Below are 17,036 nucleotides of genomic sequence, written 5' to 3'. Positions count from 1 at the left end.
ATAAAGTTGTTATTTTCTTACGAGCTAAAACCTTCTGGAAGGGTGAGGCTTTACATTAGTAACACCCAAAACACTTTAATACGATTATGAACAAGAAAATTAAGAACTTACTTTTTACCATTAACGGTTTAATATTGGTATTATCAGGTTTTTGGCTTTATTCAGATGGAGGGTATGAGCCAATGATTGTTCTCTTTGGTCAATTTGCAGTCCTTTTGACATTGTTCATTGAAGGAAAAATAAAATCTACTGAAGTTGAAGGGATAGACAAATCAAAAGTCAAAATCAGGTCAAAAAAAGATGACACTACTCAAATTACTGTTAAAGACGTTAAGAATGAATCTGAAGTCGATATAAAGAGAAATTAATGTTTAAATGGTTTAGAAGGCTCTTTAAAGACAACAAAACAAATAAGGGAGGAAGCGGAGTAATAATTCAAAACTTAGACCATTCAAAGGTTGTTTATATAAATGAATTGGTCTTAAAATCAACCGAAGAGTTAGCCGAAATATCTGATTTGAGTCCCCTTGTCAAAGCCGATTTAATAGGCGTTGATAAGAAAAAGTTTATTGGCAAACTAAGTCGTAGAAATGACTTAGCCCAAAGATCTTTTTCAAAGGAAGATGCTTCTAAACAGTTTAATCTGCATTGGGAAAGTTATGGTATTGATTTAAAAAGAATAGTTCAAGACAAAAACAAAATTGTCTTATTAGGAAATCCTGGTTTAGGTAAAAGTACCGAGTTGGAACAGTTAGCCATTAAACTATGGGAAGACCATGATAGTCCTTTAATTCCAATTCACAAGAACCTAAGAAATTTTACGAAACTTGATTCCATTGACAGGTTTGTAAAAGTAAACTGGAGAGCATTCTCTAACATTATTTTCATTTTCGACGGAATCGATGAAATATCAGATATTGAAGATTTTACTTCTAAGTTGGATACATTCATTTCAGAAGTAGAGAGCAAACCTTTAAAAAGTAGATTTCTGATTAGCTGTCGAACAAATGTTTTTGAAGATGAGGTCAAAAATATTGTAGAATTTGAAAAGTATTATTTGGAAGATTTAACTTGGCAGCAAGGTGTCAGTCTACTAAAGTCTAAATGCAAGATTCATATTGATGAAAGCTCAATCAATGGTAATTTTGAGACATTCATTAAGAACCCTTACCAAATTGAGATAGTCTCCAAGTACATTGAGAAGAATAAAAAAATTCCAACAAACACGGCTGAATTATGGGAGAGTTATGTTAACAATAGGCTGAAAGATGACAGTATTTTTAAACTAAAAAAACGTAGACTTAACCCACCCTTAATTAAACTTTACTCAAAGAGGTTGTCTCTGGTAAATGAGTTAATGAAAAGAAACGTTTTTGACGACGACGATCTTTTAAAAATTGCGGGTGAAGATTTAAAAAAATACGAGGCGATTAAAAAAAGTCCCTTGTTTGATTCTAAAGCTGGAGAAGCCAAAAAGTTCTTTGAACATAGAAATATCCAGGAATATTTTGCAGCACTGGCCTTATCAGACTTGCCAATTCAAAGGATTGTTCAGTTCATTTGCATTGAAAACACTCTGAGAACGCATCCTTCACTATTTAACACAATTACATTTCTTATTAACCTTTTGCCAGTTAATTCTATAAAGTTCAACGGATTCATTGGATGGATAGTAGAGAATGAGTCAGAGTTACTATTTAGGTCCGACAGCAATAGGATAGACAAATCCTTAAGAAACAGTGTTTTTAAAACGTATTTTGAAAGACAATGTTTGGAGAAAACTTTATGGATTGATTCAAGAAGAACTTATGAAGTTTCAAAAATCGCAAGATTTGCTGATACAGAAGAAAATTATGATTACTTGCTTAGTACTATTAAAGACAAACATCAACATTTCCGGGTTAGATATTCCGCATATGAAGTCCTTATACATTTTAGATTAAAATTAAACAGTATTCAAAAAGTCCTACAATACTTTTTAAAAGAGTTGTCAGACAAAGACTTGGAAGTAGGTATTAAGTATCAAATTTTGAACTTTATAGAACGACACCCTACTTTAAAAAATGACTTGGAACTTGTAATAGAGGTATTTAATATTTTTAAAGATGAGGAAAGCAAACAGATTAATAGTTGTCTTTTAAATATACTACGTGATTATGAAAATGTAGATCAATTTTCTGACTATTTATACCAAGAGTTTCAAAGAGCACACAAGATTATTCCAAGACAGGATGATGATGAAGTTATGAGAGGTAATCGGTACAAAGTGGAAAAGTTAATCTTGAAATATACAGAGCCGAATAACTTTCTGGCTTGTGTTCGGTTTTATTTTGATAATACTATTAGGGAAAGTTATACAACTGGTCATTTAGACAGGGTGGCCGATAGATGTATCTATTTTGCAGGTGAGAGTGATAAATTTTTAGTGGACCTTCTAAACGAAATCAAAGACGAAGTAAAATTTCATAGGCTAAGAAACCTACTGCAAAATATCATAAAGAGGAGTGGAAAAAATGGTTTGGTTATAAAGCATCTTTTGGATAATTGGCAATTAAAAGAAATTACGCCTTTTGTTGCTACAATACTTACAAAAAGTACTGTACAAATTGTCATTTCAAAATTTGAAAGTGAGGGTCTATCTAGCAAAGAGTACGAGTACTTTAGAAACAGGATTTCAAATACGAATGATATTGAATTAGCTCAATATTTTGAGGCAACCGCTTCTAAAAAGGGCATTCGTTTTGAAGAAAAGTTGTTTACTGAAGCGGATAGAGAATTACAAAGAAATTATTTCTTCGATGTCATTCAAGAAAATTTGAATATGCTTTTTGATAAAAATCAGTTAGCAAGTAAAATCAAATCTATTTTTAAAGAAAATAATGACAAAATGGATTGGGATGTTTTTCTTGAAATTGAGAATAGATGGTATGAAGAAAATGGCCATGGGAATACAATGGTGAACAGTGCGATGGACGTAATCCGAAGGTTTCTTCCAAGTAAGCACGCAAATAGTATTAGTCTTGAAGAAGTCATTCAAAATCTTGAGGAAGATTTTATCAGATTTATTGAGATAAAGGAGTTTATTAAGAATTGTGAGACGCATAATTGGGAATATAAGCTATTTGATAAGCAAAAAGAGTTAATCCAATCATGGTGCTTGGAACAAGCCGGCAGTTTTGATTTTAATAATGTCATTACAGTTGGTAAAAATGGGAAAAAATATTGGTACAAGGGAAAGGAAAATCATATCAAGATTGGATTAATCTATTTTTTTAGTGATTTGCTAGGATTTGAATTGCCCATTTCATTTTTAACCGGTTCTATAGAATTTGATCATTTTGCCACTGGAAATGAAAATAGCATGCTCGAACCAGGGTTTGACTATTTGATAAAAAAAATTGACGACGTTAGTCTATTCAATAACGTAATAATTAACAATGTCACTACAAAAGAGTTGTGGTCTTGGACATTTTCAAAACATGTTAAGTATGCTTTAGAACAAAGGCTTGAGGTTGTTTATCCTTTTGCAAGACAATTTTTAAGCGATGTTGATAGATCATCCAATGAAACAGCACTATTGGAAGACTATATAAAAATAACAGAGGATTTGGATTTGCTGATTGATTGTTGTGCTGATTATAATACAAGAATCCATTGGACCTCAGTTAATCTACTTATTAAGCACAATAAAGAAATAGACTTTTGCATAAGTCGGTCTATCGAATATTTGGATTCAGAAAACACAGATTTCAATACAAATGCATTACAAACACTCTTTTTGTGCAATAGAATAGAAGCTCTTAAGTATTTGATGGATTTCTTGGATGAAGACACTAAAATGGATTCCATTGGTTCTTTTAAATTTGAGGACTATGATGCAATAAACGATTTTGAGATAATAAAACGATTGTTCGATTCAATCTATATTAAAAGAAAGGATGGGCTTAAAAGTGTTGATTTCACAGCCTTTTTGTCAAAGTATTTAACTAATGTATCAAGAAAAGGAGAGTATGCGTTCAACTCCATATTACATGTGTTAAGGGAATTACAAAGTGAATTTAAAGAGTCGGACCAAGATTTATTTTATGTTAACCTTATAATTGATGACTTGGAATATAACTACTACTTGTCTAAATCAGAGCCTTTTGAATTTAGTCAAGCATTAACATATGTAAGCGAACTGCATTAAGTTAAGTTCAATCTGTTATTATTTTAATCACACACTTGTTGGATAGTGTAATGGAAAATGCGCCAACAGTCGCTGACGCATTCCAACATTCTACTTATTGACAGAGAAAATCTCTTTCAATTGTCTGACCATACCCCCGTTTCCAGAGACAGTAATCTCACCGATTTTATCGGCGATTTTTTCAACGTATTCCATCTCCTTCAACTTGAAGAGCATCTCGTTTTCTTCCATCAGCTTTGCCGTGTTTAGCAAGCTTCGGGTAGACGCCGTCTCTTCACGTCGGGTGATGATATTGGCCTGAGCCCGTTTTTGAGCTACCAAAACCTGGTTCATGATATCTTTCATTTCACCGGTTAGGATGACATCACGGATACCACAGCTCAAAACGGCAACACCCAATTGGGTAGCTGTTGTCTTGATATCTGCAAACACAGCTTCTGCGATACTTTCCTTACGCTCTAAAAGCTCATCCAAAGTATAGGTGCCGATGTAGGCACGTAAAACTAACTGCATTGCGATGTACAACTGCTTTTCATAGTCTTTGTTGTCCAATAAGGCCTTTTCGATATCAACAACTTTATACTGAGTATAGAAGTTGATACGAATGGCAGCCTTGTCTTTGGTCAACAATTCCTGACCAGAAATCTCCAATTGTAGCTGACGCATATCAGCTCGGGCAATTTTGATGGTAATATCATTCTTCCAGAAGTAGTAGGTACCACTTTCCAGTATTTTGATATAGACATCATCCACTAAGAGCACCGCTTTTTCATAAGCTGCAACTTCCAAGGTACGGACATAAGCCCGTAATTGGGGATGACTAAGCGTTGCTTTGCTAATATCTTCTGTGATATAGATTTTGCTCAAGTCCGCTTTAACGAACCCATAATCAATCAGACCTTTCCAGAAGGCATACTTACCCGCAGTAAGGACTTGTTTTAAATTTCCATTTTCAGAAACCAAAACCAATTCAGCATCCTTGACTTCAATCACATGTAACATCGCTTCCAAGCCTTGGTCCCGTAGCAAGATTTCCAATGCTATAGGAGCTACAAAGGCTTTGGTAAGGTCATAGACCATTACCTTGGTTCTAAGGCCCACCCAATGTGTTCCCTGGGCAATTACCTTTTGGTAATCCCCTTTTTTGAAGACCAAACCTACTTTTCCTACATTGATTCTTACTCGTTTCATCATTTTAAATTTGTGTCCGCCCCATCGTAAGACGGACGAACGGGTTAAACTATATTCATTATTCTAATTACTTTCTTTACAAAAGAAACCGTGGTTGTATATCATCTATTCGATACGGAAATACCGGTTTTCAAGGTTCAGAACTATTCGTTTTGGCGCCATGCTTCCTGAAGGGCCGCTGATAACATATGGATCAGTTTTCCAAAAGGAGGGATGACTGGCAACGAAATGGCCCTTTACGTCAAAAGATCAGTATTTCAAGGTAGTTTCAAGACTGTGATTTATCTCCCATAGAGAGAAAACCACCGACATAGAACTACGGTTTCTTGCCAATTTTACGGAGTGACAGTCCGGGGGTCTTTTTACAAGTGACCTTCTTGTCAAGAATGGATTCTCAATCCATATCCCACGTTATGAGCGTGGTGCTCTAGCCAACTGAGCTACGAGATCCAAAAAAGGTGACCTCGGCAGGAGTCGAACCTGCGCATCCATCTGCTGTTCTAACCTAACTGAACTATCCCGAAGTACCTCGGGAGTGGGAGTCGAACCCACGACCTACAGAGCTGGTGGTTGTTTTTTGGATAAACTACCGAAACCTTCAAGTCAAGTTGCACATGAAAACCTAATGCCCTTCGGCAAAGCTTCATACAATAGTGCCATACAGAGACACCCAACAAGACCAGCTTGATATTTTAATTTCCATATATGTGGAAACTGTTTCAATGAACTTAGTACCCCTGGCCAGATTCGAACTGGCACTTTCGTCGAAACGAACAGACTGGCTCTAAATGCGCTTCCCTACTTTGAATCTTGTTCATTTCGGTGCTTCTGCAAATTCTATTTATTGACAGGCACGCCATCAACAACATCTTCCAATCACTCCGTGGTTACGATCAAAGGTCTTTTACCACAGCTCTTCCCTTTAAGCTAAAGAGGTATTTTTTATTATGAAACAAAGTTGAAACTCAACTACGCAATTAATATGCGTAGTTAAAATTTCTTTGGTTTCAGTAGGAATAGCAAGATTCGAACTCGCATTTCTAGGTCCGTAGCCCAGCGTTCTATCCAGTTGAACTATATTCCTATTGTGGAACAGACAGGATTCGAACCTATATCCTCGGATCTTCAATCCGCTGCATTGACCAACTTTGCTACTGTTCCAAATAAACCTGAAAGGAATCGAACCTTTTCAACAAGAATCAAAATCTTGTATGCTAGCCGTTACATCACAGGTTTTGTACTCCACCTTGGATTCGAACCAAGACTGAACGGGGCTTAAACCCGATGCCTCTGCCAATTGGGCTAGTGGAGCAAATAGTACAGGGAGAGAGATTCGAACTCTCAGTCTCCTGATCCTAAATCAGGCGCGTTTACCGTTTTCGCCATCCCCGCGTTGTTGAGGCATTAGGATTCGAACCTAAGACTCCCGTGTTAAAAGCACGGTACTCTGCCAACTGAGTTATACCTCACTCTGTACTCCATAAGGGAATCGAACCCTTGTCTTCCGATAGAAAGTCGGATGCACTAGCCACTATGCTAATGGAGCAATTGAGACAAGGATGAGATTCGAACTCATAAATAATGGATTTGCAGTCCATCGCCTTAACCATTCAGCCACCTTGTCCTTTAGCGGAGGGCAAAGGAATTGAACCTTCACTATCTTTCGATAGACTCGCTTAGCAGGCGAGCGCAACAAGCCAATATTTGCCTACCCTCCAGACGGTACCGACGAGAGTCCCCACCTTATTAGCTGGCAGGAAACCCTTCAATGACCTCCCAAGAGACAGTTGGGCCTTGGTCATTGATAACGGTACCTAGCGCATCCGCAAGGATTCGAACCCCAATCCCAGGTTTTGGAGACCCAGATGCTACCATTGCACCACAGACGCATGGTGGGGGTGGTAGGAATCGAACCTACTCAGTCAAAGACAACGGATTTACAGTCCGCCCCGACTCTCCAACTTCGGCGCACTCCCTTGTAACCGCTCCATTATTAGGAGCGGCTTTTAGATTTCTCCTCCTTTCGTTTTTTCTTGTTTTTACTTTTTTTCTTGCTAAGCTTTTTTTTGACTCGATTTATCTCTTCCTCAATCCTTCTTATGAATTCATTGTTGAGCCCGTGCCTTTTTGCCTGTTCATATGCATTGATTGCTTCTTTAAATTTTCCCTGTACTTCGTTGAGCAAACCTTGGTAGAAGTACAAAGCCCCTTTATCAGTTCCCTTACGGTCCAAGGCAAAGACCAAAAGTCTTTGGGCTTCTTTGTAATCTTCATTCAAGACAAGTGTTCTGATATATGCAGGATAAATTTTTGGCCAATCCATTCCACCTACCAATGCTTCTGAAAAACAGCTTTTGGCGGTTTCGTATTCTCCTAATTGTTCGGCATATATCTTGCCCATTAAATAAAGCGCCTGAACATTTTTGGCATCATATGACAAGGCATAGTTCAAGGCTTCAATAGCCTCTTCCAAATCATATGGATAAGCATCCAATGCTTTGAACAGGTATACATTAAAATTTGTTCTTTCCATGACATAATTCCTTAGCGCATTTTCGAACCTTATGTGTAGGCTCGAGAATGCATTTTTTTAAGTTTCGGAATGTCTATACCAGTTAAATGGAAATAAAAAATCCGAAACACTCTGGTTGAATGCTCCGGATCTTTTTTAGAGTCTATAGCTCGTTATGGAAAGAACCGAAGCATATGGATTGATTGTTCCCCAATCAATCGGCTTTTAAAACAACTTTCATATAAAAGCATAGCTTCGTTTTTATTAGTAATTATTCTACTTTATTGTCTTTAATTCGACAGGGCAAAGATGAAATCTATTTTTGGATTACACAAGGAAAAATAAATATAATTTATTGAAAATCAATTAGTTACATTAAAATTGGATAATAGAGACCCTGTCCGCTTTTCAGCAGATTTTTAACATTCTACAATCGCCTGTCCCTCAATCGTTTTCTGTTTCAATTACCTTGTTTATGTCATTTTACTTTTCTCGCATTCTTTTTAAAATTTTCCATAAAAAAAGCGTCCAATTTGTGTTGGACGCTTATCTATTGTATCAAGATTGGTTTTAAATCAATGCATAAATCCATTTAAACTAGACACATCACGTCCCTTCCGCGAGGATAATTCCAATATCCAGCGATAGCTACACTGACTAAACAGTGTTCCTGGTTTGATATGTACTCTAGTATTTTTCATTTCTGGTGCAAATATGCAGGAATTAATGTTTCGCTTCCAAATTTTCTAAATAGAACTTTTCTCGAAGAGAGTACAATAAATCATTTATAGCTTCTATTTGTGGGCGAATAGGTATTGTGGATTTAACATACTGATTCTCTAAATCTTGTTTTAGATTTTCTGCCCAATCCACCAACTCATCATATTCATATTTTCCATGCTTTATGTCCAATAAAAATTCTCGATCCGGGCGTCTGACGTGGATTGTGTGTTCTGACGCTATTTCTTTGGCCATATGTAGCAACCTGAACGTGTGCATCATATTTTTGGAATCATAATTTTTACCATGTGATATGGTTGTTTTATAGCGTTCCTCATTTCGTTTGCCTACCCAGTCCCAGTATTCTTTATACTTTTTACAATATGATGAATAACCATCTTTATTGAAAAATAACATTCCAATAGGTGCTTCTTCCTTTGGTATTGAGCTCAATGCAATATCATTTGCCTTATCACTTTTTATGATTCCTTTATATGGAATGTCTGGGTTGTAATATAGATTGTGACAATCCTTTAGATGAGCTATGTTGGATATACCGCAATGTTCTTGTTGGATATTATTTTTTTCAAGAAATATGTTTAGGGGCAGAGACTTTCCATTGGTATAGACAAAACAAAAGTCGAGAACTGACTTACGCTCCTTTTCAACTGGATTCACAATCTTTTTCTCCAGCCCCCTTGCCTTTTTGATTTGTGCATAAGCATAGTTGGCAAATGATTTTTCACATTGCTTTGATAAGAAAAGCTCCAATCGTATTTCGTTGAAAATTTCATGCTTATAAAGAATGCACTCTTCTGGAACATTCAGTAATTCCAGTATGTTCGGATTGTTCTTTGAGCAAAGCTCAATGAACTTGCGCAATTCATAATACACAATATCGTTTGATTCGTTGTTTACTTGTCCTATATAGTCCAAAGAGTAAAAGTGTTCCTTGGGAAGAATGAACACACCCCTGATATCCGTGTCGGATGAGGGTGTGTCCAGTCCATAGGCCCTACTTCCGCTGATGCATTCGAAAATAATGCTCCCGGATTTCTTTAGTTCCTCTATGGTCATGATATGGTTTTTAAAAAGAGGCTATTGAATTCTTCAGAATTTGGCTTCCTGTTGATCAAATCATTTTTCACGCTTTCATTTTCTTTAACCACTTGCTTAACCAGTTCTATTAAAAGAGGGTCAACAGGTTCGTTACTTTTTTCGATGTGCTTGCTCTTTAAAAGGATTAAATCATCCAACATCCCATGATATTCTGAGTTGATTAAAGCATATAGTTCTTTAAAAAACACAGGAGGAATCGTATTCTTTTCATACACCCATTTAGCACATAAGGCAGTGCGAATAGCATAAAAGAAACTTTTCAACGTCATCCTATCTGAACCCAAGGTTTCTTCAAAACCCTTGTTCATACTATGATAATGATAAAATCCAGAAACGGGATTGAAATTGTTTGTGGCCAATTCCTTTATCTCGTTGAGAAAGGCAGCATTCGCCCTATAAACAATAGGAGAAAACAACCATCCCAAAAAGGAGGCATTGGATTTTGCTAACAATTTGAGTGCTTTTCGAACATCCCATCCAGAACCATCCAAATCCTCTTCAGTCATAAATTGAATTGAATCTTTTTGCCCCCAAAGATTCAAATACCAATCCTTCTTATGCCTGTATACAAAACGAATGTCATAATCTGAATCCTGCGAAGCGAAGCCCCAAGCCCTGCTTCCCGACTCTACAGCAAAAAGGATTTCAACATTTTTGTCTTTCTCGATTTCAGAGAGTTTATGTAAAATTTCTTTTTTCATTTTATTGATAATGATAGATTACCTTCCTAAAAATCACCTCCATGAAGGGTGATAAAAAGAAGTGGTCAGATTCATTTTCTTTCAAAGACCAGTAGGAAATTGTATGAATATGAGTTGAATGTTCCTTCTCAAGGACAATGCTGCATTCATTCCATAACTTAAAATCAAAATTCTCTTCTGACTGAAAATCGTCAAATGAAGCTACTATCAATTGCATAAGGACAAATTTTTCATCGTCATCATCAAGCTCTTGATAGGCTCTTAAAAAATCATCAATTCTATTTTGGTTGGAATTTACCAAATCCCAGTCTTGAATGCTTTTATCCCATATCAAGCCTAAAGAATCTGATAATTTCTTTTCTGCACGGCTACTGGCCCTGTAATATTCCAAAAAATCTTTTGACATAATTATCGTTTTTTCTTCCAAGGTGCGTTTTTCTTCCAATCCCCCGCCATGATACAACCATAGGGCATTACTTCATCAATAACAGTTCCCAAACCAAATTCATCCATTTGCTTTCTAACCGTTTTGGCATTTTTATAAGCGCTTGGCAATTCCGTGATGTCAATCTCATTGGAGAAAAAGCGAACATCCAACCCTTTCGTTTCTTCATCAAATATTTCCTGAAACGTGCCCACTTTGCTCTTTCTATGTTGCGTTCGACTCACATTACGCCCTGCTCCGTGTGGTGCAAAACCTAAGTTTGCCTTGGTTGTTTCACCTCCAACAATCAACACAGGTTCTGACATGTTCAAAGGAATCAATCGTGGACCTGTGATGTCGGGCATGAATTTAGCATCCAATGGGGTTGCCCCTTTGGCATGATAAAACAACTCATCATCACGAAATACAAAATTATGCTCGTTCCAATAGCGATTCTCTGGCTTGATTCCCAATTTGGCTAAAGTGGCATCATGAATACATTCATGGTTTTTCTTGGTCCACTTTCTTATAATTTGGAGTGCATCCCAATACTGTTCACCTTCTTCACTATCGATGGGAATCCATGCATTTTGCTTCAAGGTTTCAGGGGACAATTCTTTTCGGAACCGTTCGGCCACTTTCATTCCTTTAGAATACAAGTTGGCGCCAAAACCTCGACTTCCGTGATGTGTCACCATCATGGTATTTCCAGTCGCTTTTGATATACCCACAAATAAAAAATGGTTTCCATCCCCCTGTGTTCCCAAATGAGATCTTGCTGCGGAAATACATTTTTGGTCATTTAAAAAGTAATTGCCTTCAATCTCTGCCAATAAGTCCATAGGAAAACGAAATTGATCTTCTCTAGAACGACCACCTGGACCAAAATGGGTAACACCATGAGCGGCATTCAATACGTCTTTTGGGTCTGCGTTGCCAAAATCGGTCAACAAAACAGAACAACAGATATCCGCACTATGCATTCCTGGGTGGATTGCGTTTTTTGCGACCGCTACTCCTCCTACAGGGATTGTTCCTGTTGGACCGGTTGGACAGGCATCTGGCATGATGGCTCCGTCCACTAATGTTGGGGTCTTCATTAAGGCATCCATTGTTTCGATAACGGAATTGACATTAGTCTCCTCCATTTCATTTTCTGCCCTAATATTCACCGAAAAAGGAACAGCTTTTTTATGCAAGCCAACGGCTGGAGGTGACTTGAATTGTTCCAAGTAGTTGTTCAAGGCATCCCCTTCCAATTGGTTTTCGTTGATATGCGCTATTGCTTCTTTAAACCATTTTCCAGATTTGAAGCCCATGGCTATCAATTCCTTTCCTGTAAAGTTATCTTTTGGTTCCATTGTTTTTTCTTTTTAAAGCCCCGTCGACTCCCCGTTCGACGGAGCACTACTGATGCGCTTAAAGGCGCTTTATGATTCCATACAAAGATTTCATACTAACTACGCAGTCTTTTTGCGCAGATAAATGAAATGCTTAATTTTCAATAAAAATAGAAGGTATGGCCCTCAATAAAAATGCGCTTATTCGCTACAAGACCATTGATAAATGTTTGCAGAATGGGTATCGGCAATGGACCCTGGAAGATTTAATCGAAGCTTGTTCCGATGCACTCTATGAATATGAGGGGCGTTCCATCAATGTCAGCAAGCGCACGGTACAGTTGGACATTCAGATGATGCGCAGTGACAAATTGGGCTACAATGCCCCCATAGAGGTGTATGATAGGAAATACTATCGCTATGCAGATGAAGGCTATTCGATGACGGACATCCCCTTGAATGAAAATGACATGAGTGTGCTCTCCGAAACAGTGGAAATGTTGAAGCAGTTTAAAGACTTCTCGTTGTTTTCAGAATTAGGGGGTATTATCCAAAGATTGGAAGACAAGGTTTACACTGAGAAAACCCGAAGCTCTTCCATTATTCATCTTGATAAGAATGAAAACCTTAAGGGCCTGCATTGGCTGGATGAATTGTACCAAGCCATCCAAAAGAAAGTGGTGCTCAAAGTAGAGTACAAGTCCTTTAAGGCCACTGAAGCGAACGTGATTACGTTTCACCCCTATTTGCTTAAGGAATTCAACAATCGGTGGTTTTTAATTGGCATGGGCAACAAAAACAGAGGTGTAGTGAATCTTGCTTTGGATAGAATTGTTGCTGTGGATTATGATTTCCCAACTCCTTATGAAGAAAACGATTTTGATGCTGATGCTTTTTATAAAGATGTGGTTGGCGTAACGGTAAGTAGGGTGCGTCCTTCCGTTGTCCAGTTGTGGATTGACAAACATAACGCCCCTTATGTGTTGACGAAACCTTTACATCATTCACAACGATTGATTAAAGAATATGAAGATGGGAGTATTGAAATTACTTTTCTGGTCAAACCTAATTTTGAGTTGGAACGTTTGCTCTTGGGTTTTGGAGAATCCATGGAGGTGTTAAAACCAGAAAAATTAAGAAACCGAATTGCTGAGAAATTGAGGAATGCGGCCGAGAAATATAAGAATGAACCTATTTAACTCAACCAGACACCCTCTTCGCTCATTAGTGATTTTTATTATCATGGTTAATGTAGAGTTTTGACCCAATACCTAAAAATAACTAACCATGAAAAAGATAACATTACTTCTATTCCTGTTCACGTTTATTCAAGGTTTCTCCCAAGAATCTTTAAAGGTCAAACTAAAGGATTCAAGCCAGTTGAAACTTTCCAGTTTAAAAATTAGTGTGAACATTGTAGGCAATTTTGCGAATACGACTTATGACATGAAGTTTTATAACGAGTTGGACCGCACCCTGGAGGGAGAATTGGTTTTTCCTTTGGCGGAAGGGCAGGCGGTTTCGCAATTTGCAATGGATGTCAATGGGAAGCTTCGAGATGCAGTAATTGTGGAAAAGGAGTTGGCCCGAGTTGCTTTTGAAAGCACGGTACGGCAAACAATTGACCCAGGCCTTCTTGAAAAAACAGAAGGGAATAACTACAAAGCCAGGGTCTATCCTATATTACCTAAAAGGTATAAACATATTGTATTGACGTTTGAACAAGAACTGCCAACATTCAATCAGCATCACATCTATGAATTGCCATTAAGCTTGAAGGAAGAGTTGGATGATTTTTCAATAGAGATACAAGTATTTAATAGAGAATTATTTCCCAAGATTAAGAGTGCCAACTATAAAAACTTCTTTTTCAAGGAAAAGGATGATGTTTTCAAAGCAGGTATTGAAAGACAAAAACATATACCGACATCACCAGTAGTCATAGAATTGCCAAGTTCAAACGATTCCACAAACATTTTAAGCTATAGAGATTATTTCTACATCAACAAGAAACCCAAATCAAATTCCAGATTAAAACAAAAACCGAAAAAAGTTACGTTGCTTTGGGATACTTCGTACTCATTGAAACATAGAAATCTGGACAAGGAGTTATCAATTCTAGATTCATATTTTGAGTACCTGAGAGAGGTTGAGGTTCATTTTATGGCCTTTAGCAATGCCATACACCAAAAAAGAGTTTTTCAAATTGAGAATGGGAATTGGGAAGGGCTCAAAAATATACTTAAAGAAACGGATTACGATGGGGGAACTTCTTTGGGCCTATTCAAGTCCTTGACAAAATCGGATGAGATTCTACTGCTAACAGATGGTTTGGCGAATCTTGGCGATTTTCTGACTTCAAACAAACAGGCGATATACACTATCAATTCCAGCACCTCCGCCAATCATGATCAACTGAACAAAATAGCAACTTTGTCAGGAGGTAATTACGTGAATCTCGTGCGCTTACCAGAAACAGAAGCCCTGAATGCTCTTAAGAAAGAGACTTTTCAATTTTTAGGAACTGTTTCCAATAATGCTATCCATGAGGTATATCCAAAAACCAAGACCAATGTTTATGAAGATTTTTCTATTTCAGGGCGGTTTTCAAAAGAAACAAATATTGAACTGTTATTTGGATATCAAGGAAAAGTGACAGAACGAATTAAAGTTCCTGTAAAAAAAGCTCAAGAAAATGAATTGGTGAAAAGGCTATGGGCAAAACAAAAATTGAAGCACTTAAACGAAAATAAAAAGGATGACAAGGATGACAAGGAGCAAATTATCTCACTTGCCAAAAGCTATCATTTAATAACGGATTACACCTCTATGCTAATATTGGATAGAATTGAAGACTATGTCCGTTATCGCATTGAACCGCCTCAAGAATTGAGGGCAGAATATAAAGAACGTATTGGAGATTTGGAGGAAGAGGCAGCTGGTAGACTTGAGGACTTGAATGATAGAAAAGAGGATTTGCTTGACGACTATGAGACCGTTCTGGAATGGTACCACACAAAATATCCAAAGAAGAATAAGAAACCATCTAAAAAGGAGACATCAGATAATCGAAATTTAGCTTCAACTCAAAACAATTCGAATAGTAATAACACTTCGGGAGCAAATAATACCATAAACAATACCTCAAACACAGCTAGAATAAACGTTGCTATTGATTCAACAAGGGGCATCGTGTCAGGTACTGTTTTGGATGCTGATAATACTCCCTTGCCAGGGGCGAATGTAATGGTAAAAGGAACTACCAATGGCGCGACGACGGATTTTGACGGGAATTTTGTCATCAACGCTGAAAAAGATGATGAGCTGGTTATTTCTTACATAGGCTTTTCAAGCTCAAGTGTGGTTATAGGTGACTCAAATTCAATTTCCGTTGCTTTGGAAGAAAATGCTTCAAGTCTAGACGAAGTTGTAGTGGTTGGGTATGGTGTAGAAAAAGTAAGCATGGCCACTGCTTCAGTAACCACCGTTGCCCAATCTTTGCAGGGAAAAGCGGCTGGCGTCCAAATCACTCAAAGTTCAGGAGAACCAGGTTCAGGTACAACCGTAAAGATTCGTGGTGTTAATTCGATTTCTAGTGATAGTAATCCACTCTATATCATAGATGGAGTTCCTGCGAATAGCAACTCAATGCAAGAAATCAAACCAGAAGATATTGAAGGCATACAGGTGTTAAAGTCGATGAGTGCTTCTGCACTTTATGGAAGTAGGGGCGCTAATGGGGTTGTGATTATTACTACAAAAAAGGGCTTAGAATCCAACCAGAAAGCAATAGAGGAATTGGATAAACAGATAACGGAGAAAATAGAACTGAAATCATGGAATCCTGATACTCCTTATATTAAGATTTTGGAACAAGAGTCCACAATTGAATTGGCTTATCAGAAATACTTGGAGATTAGAAATGACTTTTCCAACAGCCCGTCTTTTTATTTGGACGTATCCGATTTTTTTGCCCAAAGGAGTAGGCCTAACGTTGCGATTACAATTCTCACCAATCTTATGGAAATAGAATTGAACAACCATGAAATCATGAGAGCTTTGGCCTATAAGCTTGAATATTTTAAGCAGTACGAACTGGCATCGATTGTTTACGAAAAAGTACTGGAATTAAGGCCCGAGGAACCGCATTCGTATCGAGACCTGGCCATGGCATATGAGCAAACAGGTAAAATCCAGGAAAGCTATGATTTACTATATGCGCTCTACAATGGTGAGCTATTGGAAAAAGATGAAGAAGAACGATTTTATGGTATAGAGCAAATAGCGTATGTAGAGTTGACGAGATTGGTCAGCAAGTACGGAAAGAAGTTGAGACTTACTAAATCTGAAAAGGAAAAGTTCCAAGAAATTCCGGTTGATGTTCGGGTTGTAATAGACTGGAACCATAATGATACCGATATCGATTTATGGGTTGTAGATCCAACGGGAGAAAAGGCATATTACAGTAATGTGGAAACCAATTTGGGCGGGCATATGTCAGAAGATATGACAGAAGGTTATGGCCCCGAGGAGTTTATGTTGAAAAATGCACCTCGAGGAGAGTATAAGGTTTTGGTTGATTATTATGCAGACAATGTTCAAAAAATATCTGGTCCAACTGTATTGAAAGTTACGATGTTTACAAACTATGGTAGGTCAAATGAAAAGAAGGAAACGATAATAGTTCGGCTTGACAAAGAAGAGGATGAATTAGAGGTTGGTAGTTTGAAATTTTGATTTTAAAATGAACCAGAAAATGTATTGAAAAGAGGTCCTTCAATTTAATTATGGCTATATTTAAAATCAAATAAGTTCATTTAGAATCCGGCATAGTTTTGGT

General features: G+C 37.4%; 10 protein-coding genes and 10 tRNA genes. 4 read left to right on the top strand and 16 right to left on the bottom strand.

Annotated elements, in window-relative coordinates:
* Nucleotides 1–86 precede the first annotated feature (86 nt).
* Together ACOKFD_RS12060 and ACOKFD_RS12055 are read left to right on the top strand one after the other, a co-directional pair.
* Entirely contained in the window at nt 87–368 is a 282-nt protein-coding gene (locus ACOKFD_RS12060) for a hypothetical protein (RefSeq protein WP_422858152.1), read from the top strand.
* Nucleotides 368–4,189, top strand: a complete 3,822-nt coding sequence (locus tag ACOKFD_RS12055; protein ID WP_422858151.1) for an NACHT domain-containing protein — start codon at nt 368–370, stop codon at nt 4,187–4,189. Before ACOKFD_RS12060 ends, ACOKFD_RS12055 begins: the two co-directional genes overlap by 1 nt.
* A 90-nt stretch (nt 4,190–4,279) precedes the next feature.
* On the opposite strand, the gene ACOKFD_RS12050 is transcribed toward ACOKFD_RS12055, so the two are convergent.
* The 16 genes from ACOKFD_RS12050 to ACOKFD_RS11975 form a co-directional block, all read right to left on the bottom strand.
* On the bottom strand, nt 4,280–5,383 hold the full coding sequence (locus tag ACOKFD_RS12050; protein ID WP_422858150.1) for a slipin family protein: 1,104 nt from the start codon (nt 5,381–5,383) through the stop codon (nt 4,280–4,282).
* Between the two features lie 1,008 nt (nt 5,384–6,391).
* Nucleotides 6,392–6,464: transfer RNA gene (locus ACOKFD_RS12045), tRNA-Arg, on the bottom strand.
* 4 nt (nt 6,465–6,468) lie between these two features.
* Nucleotides 6,469–6,541: transfer RNA gene (locus tag ACOKFD_RS12040), tRNA-Phe, on the bottom strand.
* A gap of 77 nt (nt 6,542–6,618) precedes the next feature.
* Nucleotides 6,619–6,692, bottom strand: a tRNA-Leu gene (locus tag ACOKFD_RS12035).
* Between the two features lie 6 nt (nt 6,693–6,698).
* Nucleotides 6,699–6,772, bottom strand: a tRNA-Leu gene (locus ACOKFD_RS12030).
* A gap of 4 nt (nt 6,773–6,776) precedes the next feature.
* A tRNA-Lys gene (locus ACOKFD_RS12025) sits at nt 6,777–6,849 on the bottom strand.
* Nucleotides 6,850–6,854: 5 nt separating this feature from the next.
* Nucleotides 6,855–6,926 (bottom strand) — tRNA-Glu (locus ACOKFD_RS12020).
* Between the two features lie 5 nt (nt 6,927–6,931).
* Nucleotides 6,932–7,004: transfer RNA gene (locus ACOKFD_RS12015), tRNA-Cys, on the bottom strand.
* Between the two features lie 6 nt (nt 7,005–7,010).
* Nucleotides 7,011–7,097: transfer RNA gene (locus ACOKFD_RS12010), tRNA-Ser, on the bottom strand.
* Between the two features lie 101 nt (nt 7,098–7,198).
* Nucleotides 7,199–7,269 (bottom strand) — tRNA-Trp (locus ACOKFD_RS12005).
* A 1-nt stretch (nt 7,270) separates the two neighbouring features.
* A tRNA-Tyr gene (locus tag ACOKFD_RS12000) sits at nt 7,271–7,356 on the bottom strand.
* A gap of 17 nt (nt 7,357–7,373) precedes the next feature.
* Complete coding sequence (locus tag ACOKFD_RS11995) at nt 7,374–7,913, bottom strand: tetratricopeptide repeat protein (protein WP_422858149.1); 540 nt, start codon at nt 7,911–7,913, stop codon at nt 7,374–7,376.
* 702 nt (nt 7,914–8,615) lie between these two features.
* Nucleotides 8,616–9,689, bottom strand: coding sequence for a nucleotidyltransferase domain-containing protein (locus ACOKFD_RS11990; RefSeq protein ID WP_422858148.1), 1,074 nt, complete (start codon nt 9,687–9,689; stop codon nt 8,616–8,618).
* On the bottom strand, nt 9,686–10,432 hold the full coding sequence (locus tag ACOKFD_RS11985; RefSeq protein WP_422858147.1) for a nucleotidyltransferase domain-containing protein: 747 nt from the start codon (nt 10,430–10,432) through the stop codon (nt 9,686–9,688). The genes ACOKFD_RS11990 and ACOKFD_RS11985 overlap by 4 nt, the downstream gene beginning before the upstream one ends.
* A 1-nt stretch (nt 10,433) precedes the next feature.
* Nucleotides 10,434–10,838, bottom strand: a complete 405-nt coding sequence (locus tag ACOKFD_RS11980; protein ID WP_422858146.1) for a hypothetical protein — start codon at nt 10,836–10,838, stop codon at nt 10,434–10,436.
* A gap of 2 nt (nt 10,839–10,840) precedes the next feature.
* Complete coding sequence (locus ACOKFD_RS11975; RefSeq protein ID WP_422858145.1) at nt 10,841–12,217, bottom strand: RtcB family protein; 1,377 nt, start codon at nt 12,215–12,217, stop codon at nt 10,841–10,843.
* A 158-nt stretch (nt 12,218–12,375) separates the two neighbouring features.
* Between ACOKFD_RS11975 and ACOKFD_RS11970 the strand changes: the two genes are divergently transcribed.
* Nucleotides 12,376–13,395, top strand: a complete 1,020-nt coding sequence (locus tag ACOKFD_RS11970; protein WP_422858144.1) for a helix-turn-helix transcriptional regulator — start codon at nt 12,376–12,378, stop codon at nt 13,393–13,395.
* Nucleotides 13,396–13,483: 88 nt separating this feature from the next.
* Nucleotides 13,484–16,933: a VIT domain-containing protein gene (locus ACOKFD_RS11965; protein ID WP_422858143.1), complete on the top strand. Its 3,450-nt coding sequence runs from the start codon at nt 13,484–13,486 to the stop codon at nt 16,931–16,933.
* Nucleotides 16,934–17,036 lie beyond the last annotated feature (103 nt).

The organism is Flagellimonas ulvae (assembly GCF_049333175.1).
Taxonomy (GTDB): Bacteria; Bacteroidota; Bacteroidia; order Flavobacteriales; family Flavobacteriaceae; genus Flagellimonas.
This window is presented reverse-complemented; position numbering and strand designations above follow the sequence as displayed.